The organism is Mycobacterium sp. E2497, from assembly GCF_001668695.1.
In the GTDB taxonomy this organism is placed as follows: Bacteria; Actinomycetota; Actinomycetes; order Mycobacteriales; family Mycobacteriaceae; genus Mycobacterium.
The window spans coordinates 1-23188 of record NZ_LZKD01000293.1; the positions used below are offsets into that span (position 1 = coordinate 1).

General features: G+C 68.3%; 24 protein-coding genes and 2 pseudogenes. 14 read left to right on the forward strand and 12 right to left on the reverse strand.

The genetic code is table 11. The features are described 5' to 3' along the window. On the forward strand, positions 1-667 hold a 667-nt coding region (locus tag A5713_RS26525; RefSeq protein WP_304442382.1), incomplete at its 5' end, for an FAD-linked oxidase C-terminal domain-containing protein. Here A5713_RS26525 and A5713_RS26530 read toward each other — a convergent pair. Continuing rightward, positions 664-1479, reverse strand: coding sequence for a 1-acyl-sn-glycerol-3-phosphate acyltransferase (locus A5713_RS26530; protein ID WP_068099196.1), 816 nt, complete (start codon positions 1477-1479; stop codon positions 664-666). The two genes, A5713_RS26525 and A5713_RS26530, sit on opposite strands and share 4 nt — an antisense overlap. Positions 1480-1608: 129 nt before the next feature. After that, a complete protein-coding gene (locus A5713_RS26535; RefSeq protein ID WP_068099197.1) occupies positions 1609-2253 on the reverse strand; it encodes a TIGR03085 family metal-binding protein in 645 nt (214 codons plus the stop codon). Between the two features lie 237 nt (positions 2254-2490). Here A5713_RS26535 and A5713_RS26540 point away from each other — a divergent pair, with 237 nt between their 5' ends. Genes A5713_RS26540 through A5713_RS26550 form a run of 3 tightly spaced genes read left to right on the forward strand, consistent with a single transcriptional unit; the run spans position 2491 to position 5625 of the window. After that, positions 2491-4158, forward strand: coding sequence for a nitrite/sulfite reductase (locus tag A5713_RS26540; protein WP_068099198.1), 1668 nt, complete (start codon positions 2491-2493; stop codon positions 4156-4158). 16 nt (positions 4159-4174) lie between these two features. Continuing rightward, complete coding sequence (locus A5713_RS26545) at positions 4175-4912, forward strand: phosphoadenylyl-sulfate reductase (RefSeq protein ID WP_068099199.1); 738 nt, start codon at positions 4175-4177, stop codon at positions 4910-4912. Continuing rightward, on the forward strand, positions 4909-5625 hold the full coding sequence (locus A5713_RS26550; protein ID WP_068099200.1) for a sirohydrochlorin chelatase: 717 nt from the start codon (positions 4909-4911) through the stop codon (positions 5623-5625). The genes A5713_RS26545 and A5713_RS26550 overlap by 4 nt, the downstream gene beginning before the upstream one ends. Here A5713_RS26550 and A5713_RS26555 read toward each other — a convergent pair. Next, the gene (locus A5713_RS26555) at positions 5622-6554 is read right to left on the reverse strand and encodes a LysR family transcriptional regulator (protein ID WP_068099201.1); all 933 of its coding nucleotides are present in this window, start codon (positions 6552-6554) and stop codon (positions 5622-5624) included. The genes A5713_RS26550 and A5713_RS26555 overlap by 4 nt on opposite strands. Positions 6555-6657: 103 nt before the next feature. On the opposite strand from A5713_RS26555, the gene fdxA reads away from it, so the two are divergent. Beyond that, entirely contained in the window at positions 6658-6984 is a 327-nt protein-coding gene (gene fdxA / locus A5713_RS26560) for a ferredoxin (RefSeq protein WP_068099202.1), read from the forward strand. Between the two features lie 2 nt (positions 6985-6986). Here fdxA and A5713_RS26565 read toward each other — a convergent pair whose 3' ends face one another. Beyond that, entirely contained in the window at positions 6987-7664 is a 678-nt protein-coding gene (locus tag A5713_RS26565) for an esterase (RefSeq protein WP_231980712.1), read from the reverse strand. Positions 7665-7834: 170 nt separating this feature from the next. On the opposite strand from A5713_RS26565, the gene A5713_RS26570 reads away from it, so the two are divergent. Continuing rightward, a complete protein-coding gene (locus tag A5713_RS26570; RefSeq protein ID WP_068099203.1) occupies positions 7835-9109 on the forward strand; it encodes an alpha/beta hydrolase in 1275 nt (424 codons plus the stop codon). On the opposite strand, the gene A5713_RS26575 is transcribed toward A5713_RS26570, so the two are convergent. Next, positions 9106-9729: a TetR/AcrR family transcriptional regulator gene (locus A5713_RS26575; protein ID WP_067917551.1), complete on the reverse strand. Its 624-nt coding sequence runs from the start codon at positions 9727-9729 to the stop codon at positions 9106-9108. The two genes, A5713_RS26570 and A5713_RS26575, sit on opposite strands and share 4 nt — an antisense overlap. A gap of 62 nt (positions 9730-9791) precedes the next feature. Between A5713_RS26575 and A5713_RS26580 the strand changes: the two genes are divergently transcribed. Beyond that, complete coding sequence (locus A5713_RS26580; RefSeq protein WP_068099204.1) at positions 9792-10280, forward strand: DUF1707 domain-containing protein; 489 nt, start codon at positions 9792-9794, stop codon at positions 10278-10280. Here A5713_RS26580 and A5713_RS26585 read toward each other — a convergent pair. From A5713_RS26585 to A5713_RS26595, 3 genes are all read right to left on the reverse strand, one after another. Continuing rightward, the gene (locus A5713_RS26585; protein ID WP_082973173.1) at positions 10267-10719 is read right to left on the reverse strand and encodes a protease inhibitor I42 family protein; all 453 of its coding nucleotides are present in this window, start codon (positions 10717-10719) and stop codon (positions 10267-10269) included. The two genes, A5713_RS26580 and A5713_RS26585, sit on opposite strands and share 14 nt — an antisense overlap. Before the next feature lie 83 nt (positions 10720-10802). Then, positions 10803-11609, reverse strand: coding sequence for an SDR family oxidoreductase (locus tag A5713_RS26590; protein ID WP_068099205.1), 807 nt, complete (start codon positions 11607-11609; stop codon positions 10803-10805). A gap of 3 nt (positions 11610-11612) precedes the next feature. After that, the gene (locus A5713_RS26595) at positions 11613-12518 is read right to left on the reverse strand and encodes an RNA polymerase sigma-70 factor (protein WP_068099206.1); all 906 of its coding nucleotides are present in this window, start codon (positions 12516-12518) and stop codon (positions 11613-11615) included. Positions 12519-12720: 202 nt separating this feature from the next. Here A5713_RS26595 and A5713_RS26600 point away from each other — a divergent pair, with 202 nt between their 5' ends. Together A5713_RS26600 and A5713_RS26605 are read left to right on the forward strand one after the other, a co-directional pair. After that, positions 12721-14313, forward strand: coding sequence for a Na+/H+ antiporter (locus A5713_RS26600; protein ID WP_068099207.1), 1593 nt, complete (start codon positions 12721-12723; stop codon positions 14311-14313). A gap of 32 nt (positions 14314-14345) precedes the next feature. Continuing rightward, positions 14346-15506, forward strand: a complete 1161-nt coding sequence (locus A5713_RS26605; RefSeq protein WP_068099208.1) for an AAA family ATPase — start codon at positions 14346-14348, stop codon at positions 15504-15506. Between the two features lie 12 nt (positions 15507-15518). Here the strand turns inward: A5713_RS26605 and A5713_RS26610 are convergent, their stop codons facing one another. Beyond that, a complete protein-coding gene (locus A5713_RS26610; RefSeq protein ID WP_231980713.1) occupies positions 15519-15992 on the reverse strand; it encodes a VOC family protein in 474 nt (157 codons plus the stop codon). Between the two features lie 78 nt (positions 15993-16070). Here A5713_RS26610 and A5713_RS26615 point away from each other — a divergent pair, with 78 nt between their 5' ends. After that, a complete protein-coding gene (locus tag A5713_RS26615) occupies positions 16071-16718 on the forward strand; it encodes a TetR/AcrR family transcriptional regulator (RefSeq protein ID WP_068099217.1) in 648 nt (215 codons plus the stop codon). Continuing rightward, positions 16711-18234 carry an FAD-dependent monooxygenase gene (locus A5713_RS26620; RefSeq protein ID WP_068099209.1) on the forward strand — a complete coding sequence of 508 codons (1524 nt, stop codon included), beginning with the start codon at positions 16711-16713 and terminating at the stop codon, positions 18232-18234. The genes A5713_RS26615 and A5713_RS26620 overlap by 8 nt, the downstream gene beginning before the upstream one ends. Positions 18235-18305: 71 nt before the next feature. Here the strand turns inward: A5713_RS26620 and A5713_RS26625 are convergent, their stop codons facing one another. Beyond that, entirely contained in the window at positions 18306-18941 is a 636-nt protein-coding gene (locus A5713_RS26625; protein ID WP_068099210.1) for a TetR/AcrR family transcriptional regulator, read from the reverse strand. A 38-nt stretch (positions 18942-18979) separates the two neighbouring features. After that, the gene (locus A5713_RS26630) at positions 18980-20161 is read right to left on the reverse strand and encodes an SRPBCC family protein (RefSeq protein ID WP_068099211.1); all 1182 of its coding nucleotides are present in this window, start codon (positions 20159-20161) and stop codon (positions 18980-18982) included. An 82-nt stretch (positions 20162-20243) separates the two neighbouring features. Here A5713_RS26630 and alsS point away from each other — a divergent pair, with 82 nt between their 5' ends. From alsS to A5713_RS26645, 3 genes and pseudogenes are all read left to right on the forward strand, one after another. Then, a complete protein-coding gene (gene alsS, locus A5713_RS26635) occupies positions 20244-21926 on the forward strand; it encodes an acetolactate synthase AlsS (RefSeq protein ID WP_068099212.1) in 1683 nt (560 codons plus the stop codon). Further along, positions 21923-22729 carry an acetolactate decarboxylase gene (gene budA / locus A5713_RS26640; protein ID WP_082973174.1) on the forward strand — a complete coding sequence of 269 codons (807 nt, stop codon included), beginning with the start codon at positions 21923-21925 and terminating at the stop codon, positions 22727-22729. Before alsS ends, budA begins: the two co-directional genes overlap by 4 nt. A gap of 85 nt (positions 22730-22814) precedes the next feature. Further along, positions 22815-23042 (forward strand): annotated as a pseudogene (locus A5713_RS26645) (alpha-(1-2)-phosphatidylinositol mannosyltransferase); the annotation flags it as partial. On the opposite strand, the pseudogene A5713_RS28560 reads toward A5713_RS26645, so the two are convergent. Beyond that, positions 23008-23188, reverse strand: a pseudogene (locus tag A5713_RS28560) (alpha-(1-2)-phosphatidylinositol mannosyltransferase); the annotation flags it as partial. The pseudogenes A5713_RS26645 and A5713_RS28560 overlap by 35 nt on opposite strands.

A 23188-nucleotide genomic window follows, 5' to 3' on the forward strand; every position in this document is an offset into this window, starting at 1 on the left:
GGTGGGCAGCGGCCTGGCGCCCTACATCCTGGAATACATCGACAACGTGACGATGGCCGCGCTCGTGCATACCCAGAACCTGGAGTTGGGCATTCCGGACACGGTCCGCGACAGCTGCGACGCCTATCTTGTTGTGGCGCTGGAAAACCGGACCGCGGACCGGCTGGACGAGGACGTCGAGAAGGCCGGCGAACTGCTGGCCGAGCTGGGCGCCGTGGATGCCTATGTGCTGGAAGGGGGTTCGGCACGCAAGCTGATCGAGGCGCGCGAGAAGGCGTTTTGGACGGCGAAGGCGATCGGCGCCGACGACATCATCGACACCGTGGTACCCCGCTCCGCGATGCCGAAGTTCCTGTCCGCCGCGCGCGGTCTGGCCGCGGCCGCCGGTGGCGCCTCGGCGGGCTGCGGGCACGCCGGCGACGGCAACGTCCACCTGGCCATCTTCTGCAAGGACACGGCCACCCGCAAGAAGCTGATGACCGACATCTTCGCGCTGGCAATGGAATTGGGCGGCGCGATCTCGGGCGAACATGGCCTGGGCCGCGCGAAGACCCCGTACTTCCTCGAGCTGGAAGACCCCGTCAAGGTCGACCTCATGCGCCGCATCAAGCAGAGCTTCGACCCTGCGGGCATCCTCAACCCCGACGTGGTGTTCGCAGGGGCTTAGCCGATCACCGGGTAACGGCGTTGGGCGGCAAGTTCTCTGAGCCCCCTCCGCATCACCCACCGCACGTGCGCGTCGAGCCACTTGATGTCGTGTGCGCCGGCGAATTTGGCGATCTCGATGGGCCGCAACACCTCGGTGACGATCTTGGTGGGCAACGGCATGTTGACCGGCGCCACCACGCTGAGCCCGAACGGAAAGCCGAACGAGATCGGCAGGATGTCCGTGCGAAACAGCTTGCGCTCGAACTTGGTGAGCCGAAGCGCACGCGCCAGCCACCGACCGCGGCTCAAGAACAGCTGGCTCTCCTGCCCGCCGATGGAGACCGCGGGAACGATCGGGACGTCGGCCTCGACGGCCGTGGTGATGTAGCCGGTTCGCCCGTCGAAGTCGATGGTGTTCTCCTGCAGGGTCGACCGGTAGACGTCGAAGTCACCGCCCGGGTAGACCAGCACGACGGCCCCGGCGGCCAGCGCCTGGGCGGCGTTCTCCCGCGTCGCGCGGATGACGCCGGTGCGCCGGAAGAAATCAGCGGCGGGCCCGGCGAAGATGGTGTCGAAGCCCAGCGCGTACAGCGGCCGGTCGTAGCCGAACGTGTCGTAGTAGTCGACGGCGAACACCGGGAGATCGAACGTCATCAGGCCGCCGGAATGGTTGCCCACCACCAGCGACGGCCCTTCCGGGATGTTGTCCAGGCCGTGCACCTCGGAGCGGAAATAGTGCTTGACGATCGGGCGGGTCAGCGCGACGACGTGTTCGGTCAGACCGCGGTCCCATTTGTCGACGTCGGTCGAGTCCGTGTGGGTGTGAGTCATGTCATCCCCGCTCGTCGTTGAGCGTGAGCTGATGGTACGCCCGCCGCTCTGAGGCGACGTCTGTTTCCTGCACGGATTCGCGCCGGCGCTTCGAGGGATATGCCGAAGTGCCCGCCTCCGAGCGACCCCTCACATCCCGAAGTGCGTGCGACGCACCGCCGCGACGACCTCGGGCGGTCCGCTCACCTCGACCTCCGCCGCGCCGACGCGGCCAAACAGGTGCAGCAGCAGCTCACCCGGTCGGCCGCTCAGCACGGCCACCGGTGAACCCGGCCGCACCGTGGCCCGCTCGCCGGTGCCGAGCCAGGAGACCTCAAGACCGCAACCGGAAAGCCGCCGACTCAGGTACCGACCGCCGCGCCGCACGTTGCGCCACAGCGCAGCGTCCAGCTCGGGCGGCAGACCGCGCGACCCGAGCCCGTTCGCCCGGCGCAGATCCTCGTGATGGACGAAGAACTCGTTGAGGTTCGCCAGCGCGCGAACCCAGCCGAGGCGGAAGAACCCGACGGGCGGGCCGGAGCGGATCGTCGCGACGAGCGATGCGAAGTCCGTGCGCCGGGCCAATGCCGCCCGGCGCCGCTCGGCGAATCGTTGAAAGCGGCCCGGCAGCACCAGGCACGGGCTGGCGACGAAGTCGTGTTCCCGCAACACGAGATGGGCGGCCAGATCGTGAGCGGTCCAGCCCTCGATCAGTGTGGGAGCGGACGGGCCGAGCCCGGCGAAAAGATCACACAGCGCGGAGCGCTCCAGGGCGTCCAGCGAAGGCCCAGCCACCCCCGCAGGCTACTGCAATCACGCTGCGCGCCAAACCAATAAACGTGAACCGGCACACACAACCAACGGTTGTGCCCTCACAACGGCGCGACCTCTACTACCGCACGCCTGTGCCGGGCACTATGAAGCCATGAGACGTGGGCGCAACGGCGCGCCCCCAACAGACATCATCGCGTCGATGCCGCGGCCCGCAGCCCTGCAGCCCCAGCCGATCTGCACCGCGAAGGAGCACACCACATGACCACAGCACGTCCCGCCAAGACCCGCAGCGAGGGCCAGTGGGCGCTGGGTGATCGCGAACCGCTGAACGACACCGAGAAGATCAAGAACGAGGACGCGCCGCTGAACGTGCGTGACCGCATCGTCAACGTCTACGCCCAGCAGGGTTTCGACAGCATCGACCACTCCGACCTGCGCGGGCGGTTCCGCTGGATGGGCCTGTACACCCAACGCGAGCAGGGCTACGACGGCAGTTGGACCGGCGACGACAACACCGACAAGATCGAAGCCAAGTACTTCATGATGCGGGTCCGCACCGACGGCAAACCGCTGACGGTGCACTCGATGCGCACGCTGGGCCAGATCTCGACCGAGTTCGCCCGCGACACCGCCGACATCAGCGACCGGGAAAACCTCCAACTGCACTGGATCCGCATCGAGGACGTCCCCGAGATCTGGCGCCGCCTCGATGCGGTGGGGCTGCAGACCACCGAGGCCTGCGGCGACTGCCCGCGCGGCATCCACGGTTCGCCGCTGGCCGGCGACTCGCTCGACGAGGTGCTCGACCCCACCCCCGCCATCGAGGAGATCGTCCGCCGCTCGATGGGCAACCCCGAATACGCCAACCTGCCACGCAAGTACAAGACCGCGATCTCGGGCCTGCAGGACGTTTCCCACGAGACCCACGACGTCGCGTTCGTCGGCGTCGACCACCCCGAGCACGGCCCCGGCATGGACCTGTGGGTGGGCGGCGGCCTGTCGACCAACCCGATGCTGGCCCAGCGGGTCGGCGTGTGGATCCCCCTCGACGGGGTGCCCGACGTCTGGGAGGCCGTCACCCAGGTCTTCCGCGACTACGGCTACCGGCGGCTGCGCGCCAAGGCCCGGCTGAAGTTCCTGATCAAGGACTGGGGCGTCGAAAAATTCCGCGAGGTGCTGGAAACCGAATACCTGAAGCGTCCGCTCATCGACGGCCCGGCCCCCGCGCCGGTCAAGCACACCATCGACCACGTCGGCGTGCAGAAGATCAAGAACGGGCTCAACGCCATCGGCGTCGCCCCCATCGCCGGCCGCGTCTCGGGCGCCACCCTCTCGGCGATCGCGGACCTGATGGAGAAGGTCGGCTCCGACCGAGCGCGGCTGACCCCGTTCCAGAAGCTGGTCATCCTGGACGTGCCCGACGCCTTGGTCGACGAGACCGTCGCCGCGCTGGACGCGCTCGGGCTGCCGTCGCGGCCGTCAGCATGGCGCAAGAACACCATGGCCTGCACCGGCATCGAGTTCTGCAAGCTGTCGTTCGCCGAAACCCGGGTGCGCACACAGACTTTGGTGCCCGAGCTGGAACAGCGCCTGGCCGACGTCGACTCCAGGCTCGACGTGCCGATCAGCGTCCACCTCAACGGCTGCCCGAACTCGTGCGCCCGCATCCAGGTCGCCGACATCGGCTTCAAGGGCCAGTGGATCGACGACGGCGAGGGCAATTCGGTGGAAGGCTTCCAGGTCCACCTGGGCGGCGGCCTCGGCGAGGCGAGCGGCTTCGGCCGAAAACTGCGCCAGCACAAGGTGACCAGCGACGAGCTCGGCGACTACATCGACCGGGTGACCCGCAAATTCCTCGAAGGCCGCGACGGCGGAGAGACTTTCGCGTCCTGGGCGCTGCGCGCCGACGAGGCCGACCTGCGATAGGAGCTGAGGACCCGCCATGGTGGCGATGAACTTCACCAACGAGCAGTTGCGCGAACTCGCGGCGCGCGGCGCTGCCGAGATGGAGGGCGCCGGCGCGGTCGACATCCTGCGCTGGACCGACGAGCACTTCGGCGGCGTCGACGGTCCCCGCGGCTGGGCCACCTGCAAGTACGTGGTGGCCGCCAACATGCAAGACGCCGTGACGATTTCGCTCGCCTCCGACGTACGGCCGGGCGTGCCGGTGATCTTCCTGGACACCGGCTACCACTTCGCCGAAACCATCGGCACCCGCGACGCGGTCGAATCCGTCTATGACATCCACCTGCTCAACGTCACGCCCGAGCACACCGTGGCCGAACAAGACGAACTGCTGGGCAAGGACCTGTTCGCCCGCGAACCGAACGAATGCTGCCGGCTGCGCAAGGTCCTCCCCCTGCGCCGCGCCCTGCGCGGCTACGCGGCCTGGGTGACCGGGCTGCGGCGGGTGGAGGCCGCCACCCGCGCCAACGCGCCGCTGATCAGCTTCGACGAGTCGTTCGAGCTGATCAAGGTCAACCCGATCGCGGACTGGACCGACGAAGACGTCCAGGACTACATCGAGCGCAACAACGTGCTGGTCAACCCGCTCGTCGAGGAGGGCTACCCGTCCATCGGCTGCGCCCCCTGCACCGCCAAGCCAGCCGAGGGTGAGGATCCTCGCAGTGGGCGCTGGCGGGGACGAAACAAGGTCGAATGCGGGTTGCACGCCTCATGAGCACCCTCGTCCTCACCGCCCACGGCAGCCGGGACCCACGGTCGGGCGCCAACGCGCAGGCCGTCGCCGACCGGCTGGCGAGCGTGCGCCCCGGCCTCGACGTGCGGCTGGCGTTCCTGGAGCTCAACGAACCGAACTTCGCCGACGTCCTTGCCGGACTGCCGGACCGCCGCCGCGCGGTGGTCGCCCCGCTGCTGCTGGCCAGCGCCTACCACGCGCGACGCGACATCCCCACGCAGATCGCCAAAGCGGGCGCCCACGGCATCCGGCAGGCCGACGTGCTCGGCGAGGACGAGCGTCTGGTGTCGGTGCTGCGCGAACGCCTCACCGAGATCGGGGTTTCCCCGCTCGACGACGAGCTCGGGGTGATGGTGGTCGCGATCGGCTCGTCCAATACCGCGGCGAACGTGCGCACCGCGAAGGTCGCGTCCCGGCTGGCCGTCGGCACCCAGTGGGCCGGTGCCACCACCGCTTTCGCCACCCGTCCCGAGGCGTCGGTGAAGCGCGCCGCCGGCCACCTGCGCCTCGGCGGCGCGCGCCGGCTCGTGATCGCACCCTGGTTCCTGGCGCCGGGGCTGCTCACCGACGGCGTCGCAACCTACGCGCGGGACAACGACATTCCGATGGCCGCGCCGCTCGGCGCGCACCGCCTGGTGGCCGCCACCGTGCTCGACCGTTACGACGAAGCCCTGGCTGCCGACGCCGCGGCCTAACGGCTGTTGATGTGGCTCAACAGGTCGCGGACCGCCCCGGCCGGCGGGGTGCGCCCACCCACCCAGATCGCGCGGAACTTGCGGCGTAGGTCCAACTTCGGGATCGTGACGGCGCGCAGCCGCCCGACGGCCAGGTCGTCGGCCACCGCCAGCCTGCTCATGGCCGCCGGGCCCGCGCCGGCGAGCACGGCCGCACGCATCGCCGCCGCCGACGTCAACTCCAGAACCGGCGGCGCCTGTTCCATGTCGTCGCCCAGCACCCGGCGCAACGCCTCCGTCAGCGAATCCCGGATCCCCGAACGGGGTTCGCGCGCAACCAGCGGCGTCTCCGCCAGTTCACGCGCGGAGACACCCCGCGCCCGTCTCGTCCACTTGTGACCGGGCGGCACCACGATCACCAGCTCGTCCTGTCCCACCACGCACGTACCCAATCCCTTTGGCGTGCCAGGATTTTCGACAAATCCCAAATCGACGGTGCCGTCGCGGACCGCGGCGATCGCGTGCTCGCTGTTGGTAGCGGTCAACATCACCTGCGGCGCGGCGCCACCGCGGCGCGTTGCCTCCGTCTGCAGGGACAGCAGCCAGTGCGGCATCAGCTGTTCGGAGATCGTCTGGCTGGCCGCCACCTTGATCCGCTCACGACCCTCCTTGCGCAGCGCCCCCATCCCCGCGTCGAGCTCGGTGGCGACCTCGAGCAACCGTCGGGCCCAGTCCGCGACGATCAGGCCCGCCGGCGTCAGTTGCGATCCGCGGGTGGTCCGCACCGCCAGCGTCACCCCGACCTGCGCCTCCATCGACGCGAGCCGCCGCGAAATGGCCTGCTGCGTCAGCCCGAGTTCGCGCGCGGCGCGGCCCAGGCTGCCGGTCTCGGCGATCGCCAGGAACACCTCGAACGAGGCGAGCTCCGGCATCCGGGCGCTGAGCGGCATGGCTGATCCCCTCACAATCAATCCGTGTGACACAACCATAGCTTGTGACTTCACAACGCCGAGACCTCTACTCGCGCCCAATCGGCGCGACGACTATGGCGTCATGGCTTATGTGATCGCCGAACCCTGCGTCGACATCAAGGACAAGGCGTGCATCGAGGAATGCCCCGTGGACTGCATCTACGAGGGCGCACGGATGCTCTACATCCACCCCGATGAGTGCGTGGACTGCGGCGCCTGCGAGCCGGTGTGCCCCGTCGAGTCCATCTACTACGAGGACGACCTACCCGGCGAATACGGCCAGTACACCCAGATCAACGCCGACTTCTTCACCGAACTCTGCTCACCCGGCGGCGCCGCGAAAATCGGGCTGACCGAGAACGATCCCGCCGCGGTCAAAAAACTCGAAAGTCGGGCCGAGGCGACCTAGGGCTACGCCATCAGGGCGGCGAGTTCGGTACGGGGTACCGAAACTTGCTGCGGCCCGTTGACCGACGGCAGCACCTGCCCCTGGCCGAAGAAGAAAATGACGGCGTCATCGGTGATCGCGAAATTCTGATACGCCTCGACTCCGGGCTCGCCGAACGGCAACGGGCCTAATTGTTGCGTCACGATCGGGTTGAGGACGTCCAGCGGTTTGGTGCCCGGCTTGAACAGCGTGTCGAACGTGATCGGGGCACCCTTGCCGAGGTCGTAGTTGAACGCCTTGAAGGACGTCACGGGGTGGGCGCCCAGGTCCTGGTTCATGTCCAGCACCACGCTTTGGGTGCTCGAGCCGGGCGTGGACGACCGGTACGCCGTTCCGGTGATGGTCAGCAGGTAGGGCGGCCGATCATGCCGGGGGTACGTCCGCACGTCTGCGACCCAGGTGTCTCGGGTGTGGACGAGGTAATCGGTCATGGCCTGCTGGTCGGGATAACTGACCGGGAAGCTCAGGTCGAGCGTGTAGTCGGCCGTGGTGATGTGGCCCTGGCAGACCTGGTTTTGGTCGACGGTCCCACCGAGGGCGGCACACGCCGATTGCGCGCCCGCAATCGGGGCGATCGAACAGTTCACCGAGGCGCAGACGGCCGCGGCCGCTCGCCACAATAAGCGCATCTTGGTAGCCATCTTCTCGCTGCCCTCGTAGGTGGCCGAATCGGCTCGCGCCGCTGTCAGGCCAAATCGTAGAACTCGATCAAAAGCGCGGTTTTTCTCCGCCAACAGCCGTTGCCCAAGACGGTGTTCGCATGACAACTGGTCGCGGTCGACGCAGCGGGGGCTTTTAATAAGGTGAGCCCATGCGGACAGCTCGAATCATCCACGTCATCCGGCAGATAGGGTCCCTCGGGGTCACGGCGGTGACCGCCGTGTCCACGCTCAACGCGTACCGGCCACTGGCGCGCAGCGGCTACCTCTCGCTCTTCTCGTTCATGTTCGGGGTGGTCGTCACCGAGCTGCCGCTGCAGACCCTGGTCAGCCAGCTCGGCGGGCTGGCGTTGACGGCCCGACGCCTGACGCGGCCGGTGCGGTTCGCCGCGTGGGCGGTCGCCGGTGTCTCGGCGCTGGGGTTGCTGAACTTCAGCCGTGCCGGGCACAAGGCGAACGTGCCGCTGACCGAGGCGCTGGACAGTGGCCTGGGCGCGTCGCGCCTCACCGAGTCGGGGGATCTATGGCGCCGGCCGGCCGGTAGCGGCACCGCCAAGACGCCGGGGCTGCTGCGGATGATGCGTATCTACCGCGACTACGCCCACGACTCGAACATCAGTTACGGCGAATTCGGCAGCGCCAATTTTCTGGACATCTGGCGCCGTCCCGATCTGGACCCGGCCGGCAAGGCGCCGGTGCTCTTCCAGATCCCGGGCGGTGCGTGGACGACGGGAAACAAGCGCGGACAGGCACATCCGTTGATGAGCCACCTGGCGGAGTTGGGTTGGGTCTGCGTGTCGATCAACTACCGGCACAGCCCGCGCAACACCTGGCCCGCCCACATCGTCGACGTCAAGCGCGCCCTGGCGTGGGTCAAGACCCACATCGCCGAGTACGGCGGCGATCCCGAATTCATCGCCATCACCGGCGGTTCGGCCGGCGGCCACCTGTCGTCACTGGCCGCGCTCACGCCCAACTATCCGGAGTTCCAGCCCGGCTTCGAGGACGCCGACACCCGGGTGCAGGCCGCCGTGCCGTTCTACGGCGTCTACGACTTCACCCGCTTCAACGACGCGATGCACCCGATGATGCCCGCGCTGCTCGTCAAATCCGTTGTCAAGGAACGACCCTCGACGAACATGCAGCCGTTCATCACCGCGTCGCCGGTCAACCACGTCTCCCCCGACGCTCCCCCGTTCTTCGTGCTGCACGGCCGCAACGACTCGCTGGTGCCCGTCGAGCAGGCGCGCGCATTTGTCGAACGGCTGCGACAGGTCAGCACCCAGCCCGTCGTGTACGCCGAAATGCCGCTCGCCCAGCACGCTTTCGACATCTTCGGTTCGGCGCGGGCGGTGCACGCCGCAGTGGCCGTCGAGCAATTCCTGGCCGAGGTCTATTCGACGCTCCGCAAGGCCAACGTGGCCTAGCCGCTGAGCATTTGGGCGACCACACCGGCGACGATGGCGTCCGGGTCGTGCTCGATGCCGACCGCACGTAGGTCGCCGCCGATCGCCAGCGATGCGACACCGTGCACCAGGGACCACAGCGGCGCGGCGAGTTCGCGCGGGTCATCACCGCCGACGACGCCCGCCTGCTGGCACGCCGCGATCGCGCCGAGCAGATCACCGAACGCCTCCTCCCCGGCGGTCGCCAAGTCGGGATGGTCGCCCTTGGACAGCTCGGCGCCGAACATCACCCGGTAGTGGTCCGGGTGAGCGACGGCCCAGCGCACATACGCGCGGCCGAGTTCGGTCACCCGGTCCTTCGGGTCGGGAGCCTCGTCGGCGGCCGCGCTCAACGCGGCGTGCAGGTCGCGGAAGCCCTGTTCGGCCACGGTCGCGAGTAACGCGGCCTTGTCGGCGAAGTGCCGGTACGGGGCGGCGGCGCTGACCCCGGCGCGCCGCGCCGCCTCCGTGAGGGTGAAACCCTTCGGCCCCTTTTCGGCCACCAGTGACAGGGCGGCGCTGCTCAGGGCGCGTTTGAGGTCTCCGTGGTGGTAGCTGTCCCGACGCTTCGCACTGGCCGGGGCTTTCCGCGGGCGTGCCATGTTGACGATATTAACATTGCCCGGTATGTTAAGGCCATTCACATCTTTCGGAAGGGGACGAAATGGACCAGCAACTGACGGCCCCCCGCGCCGGCGACCGCGACCGGGAGGCGACGGCCGAACGCCTGGGCCAGGCATTCGCACAGGGTTACCTGCAACTGGACGAGTACGAGCAACGGGTGCAGGCGGTGTTCGGCGCGCACACCACCAGTGAGCTCGACCGGCTCCTCGCCGACCTGCCGCTCGAGCGGATCCGGCGTGCGGACCCACGCCGGCGCGCCGCCCGCGTCGAGGCCGCCCGGCGCGGCGTGCGCCTGCACCTGGCCGCCTACGTCGCGATGACCGTCGTCGTGCTCGCCGTGTGGGCGGCCGTCGCCGCCACCACCGGCGCCACTTACTTCTGGCCGATCTGGCCCATCCTCGGCGCCGGGATCGGCCTCGTCAGCCACGCGCTGGGCATCCACCCCGCCGCCAAAGGCGCCGCGAGATGGGCGAGCCCCAGCCACGCCGTGGGACGCAGTCGTTTGCCGGCGCGGCTCACTGCACCGTGATGTTGGCCGTATAGGTGCACGCCGGTTTGGAATCCTTACCGACGAAACTGGTGTAAGACGTGCCGATCGTGGTGGTCCCCGGCTTCAACGCCGTGAACGTCCACACCTCGGTGCCGGGCGCCCCCAGCGCATCGGAGCTCGGGGGCACGAATTCATGGCTGGTTTGCCTGATGATCGCCGGGTCGCCGATCTTGGTCTCCGGCGTCCACCGGTACGGGGTGGTGTAGTTCGAGCCCAACTTGACGACCAGCGTGTTGCCGACGGACAGCGTGATGCTTTGCGTGATGGCGTCTTGCGTGAGGACGTCGTTCATGGGGACCTGCAGCGTCTTGGTCGACGGTGGGTTCCTGGACGCGAAGTGGCAGCCGACCAACATCGGCCAAACGAGCATCGCGACGGTCACCAAGAGCCTGATCTTCCCGACAGTCATCGAGCCCATTATGGCCCGGATGCGTGGTGCTCAGGTCGGCGCGTCGAGCGAAGGTAGATTGCCCGCCGACACCGGGCTGGTCGGTCGGACCGTCATCGCGAACTTTTGCCCGTGCGGTGTGGCAGGTAGGCGCGGATGGCGTCGCGGTACGGGAGTTGCCCCGCTTCGACCTGTTGACGGAGGTACTGCTCGAAGGTGATCACGCCGACGACGTGCTCCGAGGCCAGCAGCCCGCCGGCGCGGATCCCGCCAAACACCTTGCCGGGCAGGCGGACCGGCACGAGGGGTCGCTGTTTGCCAACGATCGCCAGGTAGCTGCGGGCAAGGTCGTCGAGTGTACGGGCCTCCGGGCCGCCGAAATCCGGCGCACGTCCAATCGGCTCGCCGAGCGCCAACCTTGCCAACCGCTCGCCCAAGTCGCGCACGTCGACCGGTTGGAACCTCAGGCCCGACGGCACGACCATGACCGGCGGTTTCGCGAGCATGCGCAAGAGGAACGCGATCAGATCGTGAAACTGGGTCGCCCGCTGCACCGTCCACGGCAAGCCCGACTCGGCGATCATGCGTTCGTTGGCGAGCATGATGCGGTACAGGGCGAATGGGACGCGGTCGATTCCGACGATGGAGACGTAAACCAGATGCGGTGAGCCCGCCCGTTTCGCTGCCGCGACCAGGTGCTCGGTGGGATAGACGCAGTGCACGATCGTGTCGACGCCGTCGACGGCCGCATCCAGGCCGTCGCCGGTCCGCACGTCGCCGACCACATGCTCGACGTCGGTGTGCCGGCGCCGCCGCCCGCGGCTCAGAACGCGGACGTCTTTGCCGGCGACGGTCAGGTTGTCGACGACGATGCGGCCCACGGTTCCCGTGCCGCCGGTTACGAGTACAGAGTTCGTCACACCTTATGAACCGGACAGGCCCGCCGGATGTGACAACTGCCCGGCCAGAAATCGCAATTTGTCCGGATTGGCGATGGCCCGCAGGGCCGCGATCCGTTCGCCGACGATCTCGAAGCACAGCACGCCGGTCAGCGTTTCGCCGTCGAACGCCAGGATCGCCGGCTCGCCGTTGACCTCGGCGACGTCCATCCGCAGCCCCAGTCGCGGGACGTTCCTGCCGAACGCGCGGGCCACGTAGGAGGCCACCCGGTCGCGCCCGATGATGGGGCGCCGGGCGGCCGCCACCTTGCCGCCGCCGTCGGCCGTGGACGTCACGTCGTCGGTCAGGATCTCGACGAGTCCGGTGACGTCGCCCGCGTGGGCGGCGGTAAAGAATCGGTCGACCAGGCGGCGCCACCGCGCGGGATCCGGTTGGAAACGCTGCCTCGGCTCACCCAGCCGCTGCTTCGCTCGCCGGTACAGCTGGCGGGCGTTGGCTTCCGACGTCTGCAGAAGCTCGGCGATCTCGAAGTGACTGTAGCCGAACGCTTCTCGGAGTACGAACGCCGCGCGCTCGGTCGGGCTGAGGCGCTCCATCAGGCTCAGCAGCGCGACCGACACGGACTCGCGTTGTTCGGCGGTATCCAACGGGCCCAGTGTCCGGTCGTCGGTCAGAATCGGCTCCGGGAGCCACGGCCCGGCGTAAACCTCTCGACGGGCACGCGCCGACGTGAGCCGGTGGAGGCACAGGTTCGTGACGACCTTGGTCAGCCAGGCCGGCAGCGACTCGATTGCCTCCGCATCCGCGGCGTGCAGTCGCAGATAAGCGTCCTGCACAGCGTCTTCGGCCTCGCTCGCCGACCCCAGCAGCCGATACGCCAACCAGAACAGCCGCGGCCGCTGGGACTCGAAAGCCTCCGCGTCGCTCACACCGCCAACACTGCCACGTCTTGCCGGCCCTGCGTGGCGCCGAACGCCCGCCTATCAGTCGACTCTTGAACTTGATATCGCGGGCGCTATCAAGTTCGAGACTCGCATACCACCCCGCCGACGGGGCTGAAGTGACGGGAGTGACAGCGCGTCGCCCAAGCCCCGGTCGGCGCGACCCGCACCGGTCCGGCAGGATGGGCTGGTGTTTGGCCTCGTCCTGATCGTCGCGCTCGTCTCCACCGTCATCGTCGGGACGGTCGTCGGCCGGCGCTACCGGGTAGGCCCCCCGGTGCTGCTCATCGTGCTCGGCACGTTGCTCGGTCTGATCCCGCACTTCGGTCACGTGCACATCAACGGCGAGATCGTGCTGCTGTTGTTCCTGCCGGCGATCCTCTACTGGGAGGGCCTCAACACCAGCTTCCGCGAGATCCGGGCGAACGCGCGCATCATCGTCTTCCTCAGTGTCGGGCTGGTGATCGCCACGGCGGTGGCCGTGTCGTGGACGGCGCGGGCGCTGGGCATGGACTCGCACGCGGCGGCCGTCCTGGGCGCCGTGCTCTCCCCCACCGACGCCGCCGCCGTGGCCGGCCTGGCGAAGAAGTTGCCGCGCCGGTCGGTCACCGTGCTCAAGGCCGAGAGTTTGATCAACGACGGCACGGCCCTGGTGCTGTTCGCTGTCACGGTCCACGTGGCGATCGGCGGATCGGCGATCACCCCGATCGATCTGGTCGGCCGTTTCGTCGGCTCCTATTTGGGCGGCATCGCCGCCGGACTCCTGGTCGGCGGAGCGGTCACGCTGGTGCGCAAGAGAATCGACGCCCCACAAGAGGAAATGGCGTTGAGCCTGCTGACGCCCTTCGCGGCCTTCCTGCTGGCCCAGAGCATGGACTGCAGCGGCGTGGTGGCGGTCATGGTCGCGGCGCTGGTGCTCGCCTATGCCGGGCCGGTGGTGATCCGCGCGCGGTCCCGCCTGCGGGCCTACTCGTTCTGGGACAGCGCGACCTTCCTGCTCAACGGCTCGCTGTGGGTGTTCGTCGGCGTCCAGATCCCGGCGGCACTGCACGGCATCGCCGGCGTGGACGGCGGGATTCGCCGGGCCCTGTTCATTGCACTCGCCGTCACCGCCGTGGTGATCGTCTCGCGCATTTTCTGGGGCGAGCTCACGGTGGTGTTGATCCGGCTGATCGACCGCCGCGAGGCGCAACGCGAACGTCGCGTCAGCTGGCGGCAACGCTTCGTCACCGCCTGGGCCGGATTCCGTGGGGCCGTGTCGCTGGCCGCGGCCCTGGCCGTCCCGGCGACCACACTCAGCGGCGCGCCGTTCCCCGACCGCAGCCTGCTCATCTTCATCGTGGTCGTCGTGATCCTGACCACCGTCCTGGTCCAGGGCACCACGCTGCCCGCTGTGGTGCGCTGGGCGAAGATGCCCGAGGACGTCGCCCACGCCGAGGAGTTGCAGCTGGCCCGCACCCGGGGCATGCGGGCCGCCCTCGACGCGTTGCCGGCCGTCGCCGACGAGGTCGGCATCGGCGACGACCTGCGCCGCCGGCTGCAGAAGGAGTACGAGGAGAAGGCCGCGGTGGCCGTCGCCACCGAGAACGGCTCGACGGACAACCACCTCGTCAAGAAGAAGGAGCTGGTGCGCCGGGTGCGGCTGGGTGTCCTGGACAGCAAGCGGCGGGAGATCACCGCGCTGCGCAACCAGAACCTCATCGACGACATCGTGTTGCGCGAGCTGCAGAACGAGATGGACCTCGAGGAAGTGCAGCTGCTGGACGCCGCCGACAACGAGTAGGCGCGTCGGTCCCCGACCGTACAGTCGGCTCCATGTTGCACACGGTGGCGATCCGCGGTTACCGGTCGCTGCGTGAGGTGATCCTTCCGCTGGGCCGGCTCTCGGTGGTCACCGGCGCCAACGGCGCCGGGAAGTCGTCGCTGTACCGCGCGCTTCGGCTGCTGGCCGATTGCGGACGCGGCGAGGTGATCGCGTCGCTGGCCCGCGAGGGCGGTCTGCAGTCCGCGCTGTGGGCCGGACCCGAGGAGCTGAAGGGCGCACGCCGGACGGGCAAGGCCCAGGGCACGGTGCGCACCCGTCCCGTATCCCTCGAGTTGGGTTTTGCCGCAGACGATTTCGGCTACCTCGTCGACCTGGGCATCCCGGTGTCCGCGGGGCGAGCGGATTCGTTTTTCGCCCGCGATCCCGAGATCAAACGCGAGGCGGTGTTCGGTGGCCCGGTACTGCGCACCGGCACGACGCTGGTGCGCCGCGCCGCGAGTTTCGTCGAGGCCAGCGCCGACACCGGCCGCGGATTCGACGAGCTGTCCCGGTCCCTGCCCTTGTACCGCAGCGTGCTGGCCGAGTACGCCCACCCGCACGCGCTTCCCGAGCTCGCCGCCGTGCGCGAGCGGCTGCGCGGCTGGCGGTTCTACGACGGCTTCCGGGTGGACGCGGACGCGCCCGCGCGGCACCCGCAGGTCGGGACGCGCACCCCGGTGCTCGCCGACGACGGTAGCGACCTGGCCGCCGCCATCCAGACGATCATCGAGGCCGGCATCGACGGCCTCGGCGAAGCCGTCGCCGAGGCCTTCGACGGCGCCACGGTGTCGGTCGCCGTGCACGACGGGCTGTTCGACTTGCAGCTCCGGCAGCGCGGCATGCTGCGGCCACTGCGCGCAGCCGAATTATCCGACGGCACACTGCGATTCCTGCTGTGGGCGGCCGCCCTGCTCAGCCCGCAGGCGCCCTCGCTGATGGTGCTCAACGAGCCCGAAACATCCCTGCACCCGGACTTGGTGCGTCCACTCGCCGGGCTGATCCGCGCCGCTGCAGCCCGGACCCAGGTCCTGGTGGTTACCCATTCACGATCACTGCTGGAAGCCACCGGCGACGACACGGTCGAGATCGAGCTCTACAAGGAGTGGGGCGAGACACGCGTCGCCGGTCAGAACCTGCTGACGACGCCGCCCTGGGACTGGGGCAAGCGGTAGCAGGCGCGAGTTTTACGAATGCATCGCGGGCGCGTAAGAAATGCCGACGATCGTGCCTTCGACGGACTGCAGTCGAGCGACGGTTTGTCCCCACGGCTCGGTGCGTGCGTCGTGCAGCAGCGTGAACCCCTTCTGCGTCAACTCGTTCGCGGCGGCGTGGACGGTGTCGGCGTCCTCTACCTCGAACTCGACGCTGGCCTGTGGCACCGGCCGCTCAACCGGCCAGTCAGGCGTGCCAAAGCAGGCTTGCGCGGCCTGAGTCAGTGGCCAGACACCGAAAGACTTGCAGCCGTCGATGCCTTCACTGTGGAGATAGCCGTCGGCCTCCGCGGTCAGGGGCAGGCCAAGCGTGTCCACGTAGAGCCGTCGGCTGACCGCCGGCTCAGGGGTGATTACTGCAACGCTCGTGATGAATTGCACATCCATGGCTTCGCCCTCCAGCGCGAATTCGACTGACCCACCGATCGTGGCATCCGCTGCCCACACCCCAGGCTAGGCGCGGACCCAAATATTGCTCGCCGTGCAATATTGCCTGCCGTGCAACTTTTGCATATGGTGGTCGTCATGCCCGAACCACCGCGGGGGTTGCGCGAGCGCAAGAAGGCCGACACCCGGCGTGCGCTCAGCGACGCCGCCCTCAACCTGGCCTTCGAACGCGGACTGGACAACGTGACGCGCGAGGACATCGCCGGCCTGGCCGGCGTTTCGTTGCGCACCTTCAACAACTACTTCGGCGGAAAGTACGAGGCGCTCGCCTACCGACAGACCGAGCGGATGCGCCGCGGCATTGCCGCGTTGCGGCAACGCCCGCCCGACGAACCGCTGTGGACGGCGATCACGCACGCTGTGCTCGAGCCGCTGGAAGCCGACTTCGGCGAGGTGTACAGGGAGGAAAACCAGGTGCCCAGCCGCCAGGAACTCGTCGAGGTACGCAAGATGCTGATGAACCCGCAGGTGCGTAACGCGTTGCCGCAGAACCTCTTCGATGAATGGCTCACCGTGATCGCCGAGCGCACCGGCACCGATCCCGAGCACGACCTGTATCCCCGGCTGGTGGTGGCGATCGTGCGCGCCGTCGGCGACGCCGCGGCGGAGGCCTACGTCCGGGCCGACCCACCGGTCCCGATCACCGACCTGATTCGTTCCGGCTTCGCTGCCGTCAGCGCCGGCCTGCCCGAACCCGCCAAGCACAAGAAGAGGTCCCATGACTGACGAATACGCCGACATCGTCATCTCCGGTGCCGGCCCCAACGGACTCATGCTCGCGTGCGAGCTCGCGCTGGCCGGCATCCGCCCCGTCGTGCTCGACGGCCTGCCTGGGCCCAGCGACGAGCCGAAGGCGAACGGTCTTGTGGGGCAGGTCGTCCGGACGCTCGATATGCGCGGCATGTACCGGGAGCTGACCGGGGACGCCGATCCGCCGAAGCCCACGTACGGCTGGATGTTCGCCGCCATGATGCTGAACTTCGCCGGCCTGGAAGACAATCCGATGTACGCGATGGTCATGCCCCAGCCTCGGCTGGTGCGGTCGCTGGAGAAGCGGGCCCGCGATCTCGGAGTGGACCTGCGCTGGGGACACCAACTGACGGATTTGCAGCAGGATGCACACGCCGTTGCGCTGCGGGTGTCGTCCCCCGAACGCGACTATCGCATCGACGCCGGGTATCTGGTGGGCGCCGATGGCGGACGCAGCCTGGTGCGCAAGACGGTGGGGATCGACTTCCCCGGTACCACGCTGGACGTGGTGGGCCGCCTCGCCCACGTGCACGTCCCCGATGACCTCAAGCGCGCCGACGGCAGCCTGGACATTCCCGGGTTCGGCCGGCTCCCCTTGGGCCACACGCGCTTGGACCGTGGCGGGACGATCTACGCCGAGTTCGAACCCGGTCGGTCTTTGTTCGGCACACTGGAATTCGGGCCGCCGGTCGAGGACACACCGATGAGCGTGGCCGAAGTGCTGGCAAGTGCCCGTCGTGTCCTCGGTGTCGACGTTCCCTTCGAAGAGCCGAAAGGCTCGGGGCCACATGCTCTTCGGCGGATAAACGGTCAAAACACCCGCCACGCCGAGCGCTACCGCGCCGGCCGGGTCCTGTTGCTCGGCGACGCCGCACATGTCCACAGCGCCATGGGCGGCCCCGGCCTGAACCTGGGCCTGCAAGACGCCATGAACCTGGGCTGGAAGCTCGCCGCCCACCTCGACGGGCGTGCGCCGGCCGGACTGCTCGACACCTATGAATCCGAACGGCATCCCGTCGGCGAACGCGTGATGATGCACTCGCAGGCCCAGACCGCCCTGATGTTCCCGGGCGCCGAAGTCGCCGCGCTGCGCACCCTGATGGGTGAACTGTTCACCTTTCCCGACGTCGCCAAACACATGGCCGCGTTGCTGGCCGGCACCGACGTGCGGTACGACGTGGGTGACGACCACGCCCTATCGGGTTGGCCCGTGCCCGAGCTGACGCTCACCGATGGCCGACGGGTCACCGAACTGCTGCACAGCGCACGCCCGGTGCTGCTCGATTTCGACGGCAGCGTTGGGGCCGCGGCGTCCGGCTGGGCCGATCGGGTGGACATCGTGACCGCGACGCTCCACGACCCGCCCGCGGCGGCACTGCTGATCCGGCCCGACGGATACATTGCCTGGGCCGCGAGCGAATTCGGCGCGGCCGACCATCCCCGCCTGCACGCGGCGCTGCGGCGCTGGTTCGGGCCGGAGTCCAGCGGGTAGGCGGAAGGATTCGCCGTTGAGTGTGCGCCTAGGGCGGCGCCGCTCGGCGTGTCGCCGCCCTGGGCGCACACTCAAGGCCCTGAGCGCACACTCGAATCGCCGGCGACGGGCTGGAAGTGGGCGATTGCCGGAGCGACCCACTGGCGCAGGTAATTTCGCAGCTCGGCGCCCGACCGGGGCGGTCGTCCGGGGTCGACGATGAAGGACTGCAGAATCCGGAGCATGAATTCGACCAGTCCGTCGCGCCTGTCCTCGGTGATGCCGACGCTGTTCCAGTCCACGTTGAAGCGGTCGATGATCGAGCGGCCCAGGGCCAGCGCGACATCGGAGGTCACGCTCGCCGAGTAGGCCGTCGCCTTGTCAGAGGTCAAGAGCAGCCCGAGGTATTTGTCCTGGGGAAGCAGTTCCAGCGTGTGCGCAATGCCCTCGACCACCGCCTCGGCGGGGTCGTGGATCGCCGCCACGTGGGCCGCCAACCGGTCCAGCGCGGGGCCCGCCTCCGACAACGCGGTCGCCACCAGCAACGCGTCGGTGCTCGGGAAATACCGGTACACGGTTTGCCGGGTGACACCCAGATCGCGCGCGATATCGCTGATGGTGATGTCCGGGCCCGACTGCTCGATCGCGCGGCTCGCCGCCGCGATGATGCGGGCGATGGCTTCGTCATCGCTCGACGGCAACACGCCGGCCCAGCCATGTCTGCGCATCTACGTTTCCCTCACGTCGAACATGTTCGAATGAGAGCTTAAATCAGCGCGATCCCGGTTTCGCCCGCGAACACCTTGATCATGTGCTGCACGCCGATCTCGTTGCGGCCGATGACCATATGGTCATGTTGGCCCTGGCGCACGCCCTCGCCGCACTGCGGCAGCATCGCGAAGTCCTCGTCGCGCACCGCCGCGTGCACGGCGTCGTAGATCATGTCGTAGCCGCGCCGCTGGTCGTCGCTGGTCGCCGGGATGCGCGCCAGCCAGCTGTGCCGCACGGTGCAGCGGTTGGGGGCGCCGGCGGGCAGAATGTCGATGACCTCCACCCCGACGTTGCTGTTGGCGAGAATCAGGTTCGGATAGATCCAGTAGATCAGGCCCATGTTGTCCCGGACGTCCCACGATCCGCTCGGGTCGGCGTCCAGGTTGGCGATCCAGTTGAACGGAAATCCGAGCCGGTGGTGCTTGTCGTACTCGTCGTAGATCGCCACGTTGGGCAACGCGTTCTGCCCAATCAGGCTCTCGCCGTGGACGAACGGGAAGTGGTAACCCTCCGCGAACGCCTCCAGAGCGCCCTTCCACGACACCTCGGAGGTGAACTCGCGGTGGGCGTGATACCCGAAAGATCCGTAGTCGAGCTCGGCCAGCTGGGAACGCAGGGGCCCCAGGTGGGCATCGACGTCGATGGACCCGTCGGCGCTGAGCACCGCCCAGATGAAGCCGTACGCCTCCTGACTGGGCAACTCCACGAGCCCATAGTCGTCGGTGTCGATCCCGGCAAACCCGGATTTGCCCGGGACGCCGAACAATTCACCCGTGTTCTTGTAGGTCCATGCGTGATAGGGACAGGTGAACCGGGAGGCGTTGCCCGCCCCGCAGGCCGGCATCGCGCCGCGGTGGCGGCAATAGTTCAGGAAGACATGGCCGGCCCCGGACCGGTCACGGGTCACCAGCAGCGAACTGCCCAGCACCGAGCGAACTTCGAAGTCGTTCGGATTCGGGATCTGCGCGCTGGGCAGGATCGCCAACGGGGTCTGCCGCAGAATCTGCGATTCCTCGACCTCGGCGACCTTGGCGTCGCGGTAGTAGTGCAGCGGCACCCTCAGCACCTCGGCGGCCAGGTCGGTCGTCCTGTCCATCACCAGCCGCAACGCTCGACGCGTCAGATCCTCGTTGAGCTCGACCGGCCGCACGCCCTCAATCGTCACAACCCGGACCATACACTGGATTTACTATGGATGGTCAAGCCCCCTATGGCGTGGCCGTTCTGCGGCCCGCCACGACCCGTGCTTGGCTGGGCGCATGGCCCCCACGAACCCCGGTGATCCCGTGCGCAGCGCGCAGAAGATCGTCGACGTCTTGTCGGCGCAGGGCGTGCAGTACGTCTTCGGTGTGCCGGGCGCGAAGATCGACGCCGTCTACGACGCCCTACTGGACTCCGGCCCGCAATTGGTGGTGTGCCGCCACGAACAGAACGCCGCCTTCATGGCCGGGGCCATCGGCCGTCTCACCGGCATCCCCGGCGTGGTGCTGGTGACATCGGGCCCCGGCACCACCAACCTGGCCACCGGATTGTTGACTGCCAACACCGAACAGGATCCGGTGGTGGCGCTGTGCGGCGCGGTGCGCCGGGAGGACCGGCTCAAACGCACGCACCAGTCCATGGACGCCGCCGCGATGCTCAGGACGGTCACCAAATTCACCGGCGAGGTCAACGACCCCGGCAACGCCGCCGAGGCCACCGTCGGTGCGTTTCGCGCCGCACTCAGCGAACCGCGCGGCGCCGCCGCCGTCGTACTGCCCGCCGACGTCCTGGCCGCCCCCACCGCGGCGAGCATCCCTGGGCGGCAACCGATTCCGCCGCTGGCGGCTGCCCCCACAGCCTCTGTCGCCCAGGCGGGCGAGCTGATCCGCGCCGCGCGGCGGCCGGCGTTATTGGTCGGTATGCGCGGCGCCGACCCCGACAGCTGCCTGGCGCTGCGCGCCCTGGTCGCCACGACGGGGTTGCCCGTCGTCGAAACCTTCCAGGCCGCGGGGGTGATCTCCCGCGCGCTGGAGGACAACTTCCTGGGCCGGGTGGGACTGTTCCGCAATCAGCCCGGCGATGTCGTCCTCACCCACGCCGACGTCCTGGTCGCCGTCGGCTACGACTCCGTCGAGTATGACCCGGTGCTGTGGAACACCGACGTCGACCGCACCGTCGTGCACGTCGACTCGGTGCCGGCCGACATCGACAACCACTATCAACCCACCGTCGAACTGCTCGGCAACATCGCCGCCACCCTCACCTCGTTGACCGGCCAGCTGGCCGGCCTGACGCTCACCGACGACTATCAGCACGAGATCGCCAGCCAGCGAAAAGCATTGACCGACATCGACATAGCGGCCGGGGGTGCCATGCCCGAAGGCCCGGGCCTCAACCCCGTCGCCGTGCTGCTGCGGCTGCGCGACGAACTCGACGATACCGCCACCATCACCTGCGACGTGGGCTCGGTCTACATCTACATGGCCCGCCACTTTCGGGTGTACGAGCCGCGGCGGCTGTTGTTCTCCAACGGACAACAGACCCTGGGTGTGGCGCTGCCCTGGGCCATGGCGGCCTGTCTGGTGCGGCCCGGAACGCAGGTGGTGTCCGTCTCCGGCGACGGCGGATTCCTGTTCTCCGCCCAGGAACTCGCGACCGCAACCCATCTGGGGCTGACGTTCACCCACATCGTGTTCCGGGACAACAGCTATGACATGGTCGGCTTCCAGGAGATGCTCAAGTACGACCGCAAATCCGGTGTGGAGCTCAGCGACTACGACCTGGTCTCCTACGCCGCGGCCTTCGGCGCCCGCGGTTACCGGGTGAACACGCTGGACGAATTCACCGCCACCCTGCGCCAGGCGCTGGCCGAGGACGGCCCTTCCCTGATCGACGTCCCCGTGGACTACAGCCGCAATACCGACCTCGCCGCACACCTGCACGACGACCCCTTCGAATGAGGACCATGGACACCCCTACCGGCGCCTACGAACGCTTCCGCCATTGGGCGACAACGCTGCTGACCCATCAACGCGCGAACGACGCCGAGGTGTACCAGTTCTCGACGATCGGCGCCCTGCTGGAGGGCGTCTACGACGGCGACGTCACCGTGGCCGAGATCCTGCGCCACGGTGACTTCGGGCTGGGCACCTTCAATCACCTGGACGGCGAGATGGTCATTCTCGACGGCGTCTGCTACCGGTTGCGCGCGGACGGCTCCGCCAGCCGGGCCGCCCCGACCGACCGCAGCCCCTTCGCGGCGGTCACCCGATTCCACAACGACTTTCAGATCGCGATCCGCAGCCGTACTCCCCGCACGGAGCTGACCGCCGCGATCGACCGCCAAATCACCAGCGCCAACCTCATTTACGCCGTTCGGATCACCGGGCATTTCGCCGAGCTGCACACCCGCACCGTGATGGCGCAGAAGCCGCCCTATCCCCCGCTGACCCAGGCCACCGAGGAACAGGCCGAGACCGTCTTCACCGACGTCTCGGGCACGGTGGTTGGGTTCCGCACCCCCGACTTCGAGCAGGGCATCTCGGTCGCCGGGTATCACCTGCACTTCCTCAACGCTGACCGCACCGGCGGCGGGCACATCCTCGATTTCACCCTCGAGCGTGGAGAGGTCGCGATCAGTGGGGCCTCGCAATTGCATCTGAGCCTGCCCACCTCCGGCGACTTCCTCGACGCTCGGCTGTCCGGCGCCGACATCGCCGAGCAAATCGACCAGGCCGAAGGTCCGAAGGGCGACCGGGCGTAGCCCGTTCGGCGGAATTCATGGACTGTTCAGGCCAGCGTCAAGTCCACATTGTTGAACGCACACGCGCACCGCGTGTCCTCACGTTATGCGCGTAGTACAGGTCGCCAATTTCTATGGCCCTCGCTCCGGCGGCCTTCGCACCGCGGTGGACAGACTGGGCGCCGAATACTGCGCCAGCGGGCACGAGGTGTTCTTGATCGTTCCCGGCCAGCGCGCCGAGCGCAGCCAGCTGCGCACCGGCGTCGTGCGAATCACCCTGCCGGCGCGGCTGATTCCGCTCACCGGCGGCTACCGCGCGGTCCTGCCCGGCCCAGGGATCGCAGCGTGAGCCGGTCGGATACCTCCAGGGCGTCGGGCCGTAACGCCTCCAGCAGCGACTTGACTGGGCCGGGCAGGACCGCGCGGTAGCCGCCGGTGAGCGGAATCAGCCGCGCCGGCAGGGTGATTCGCACGACGCCG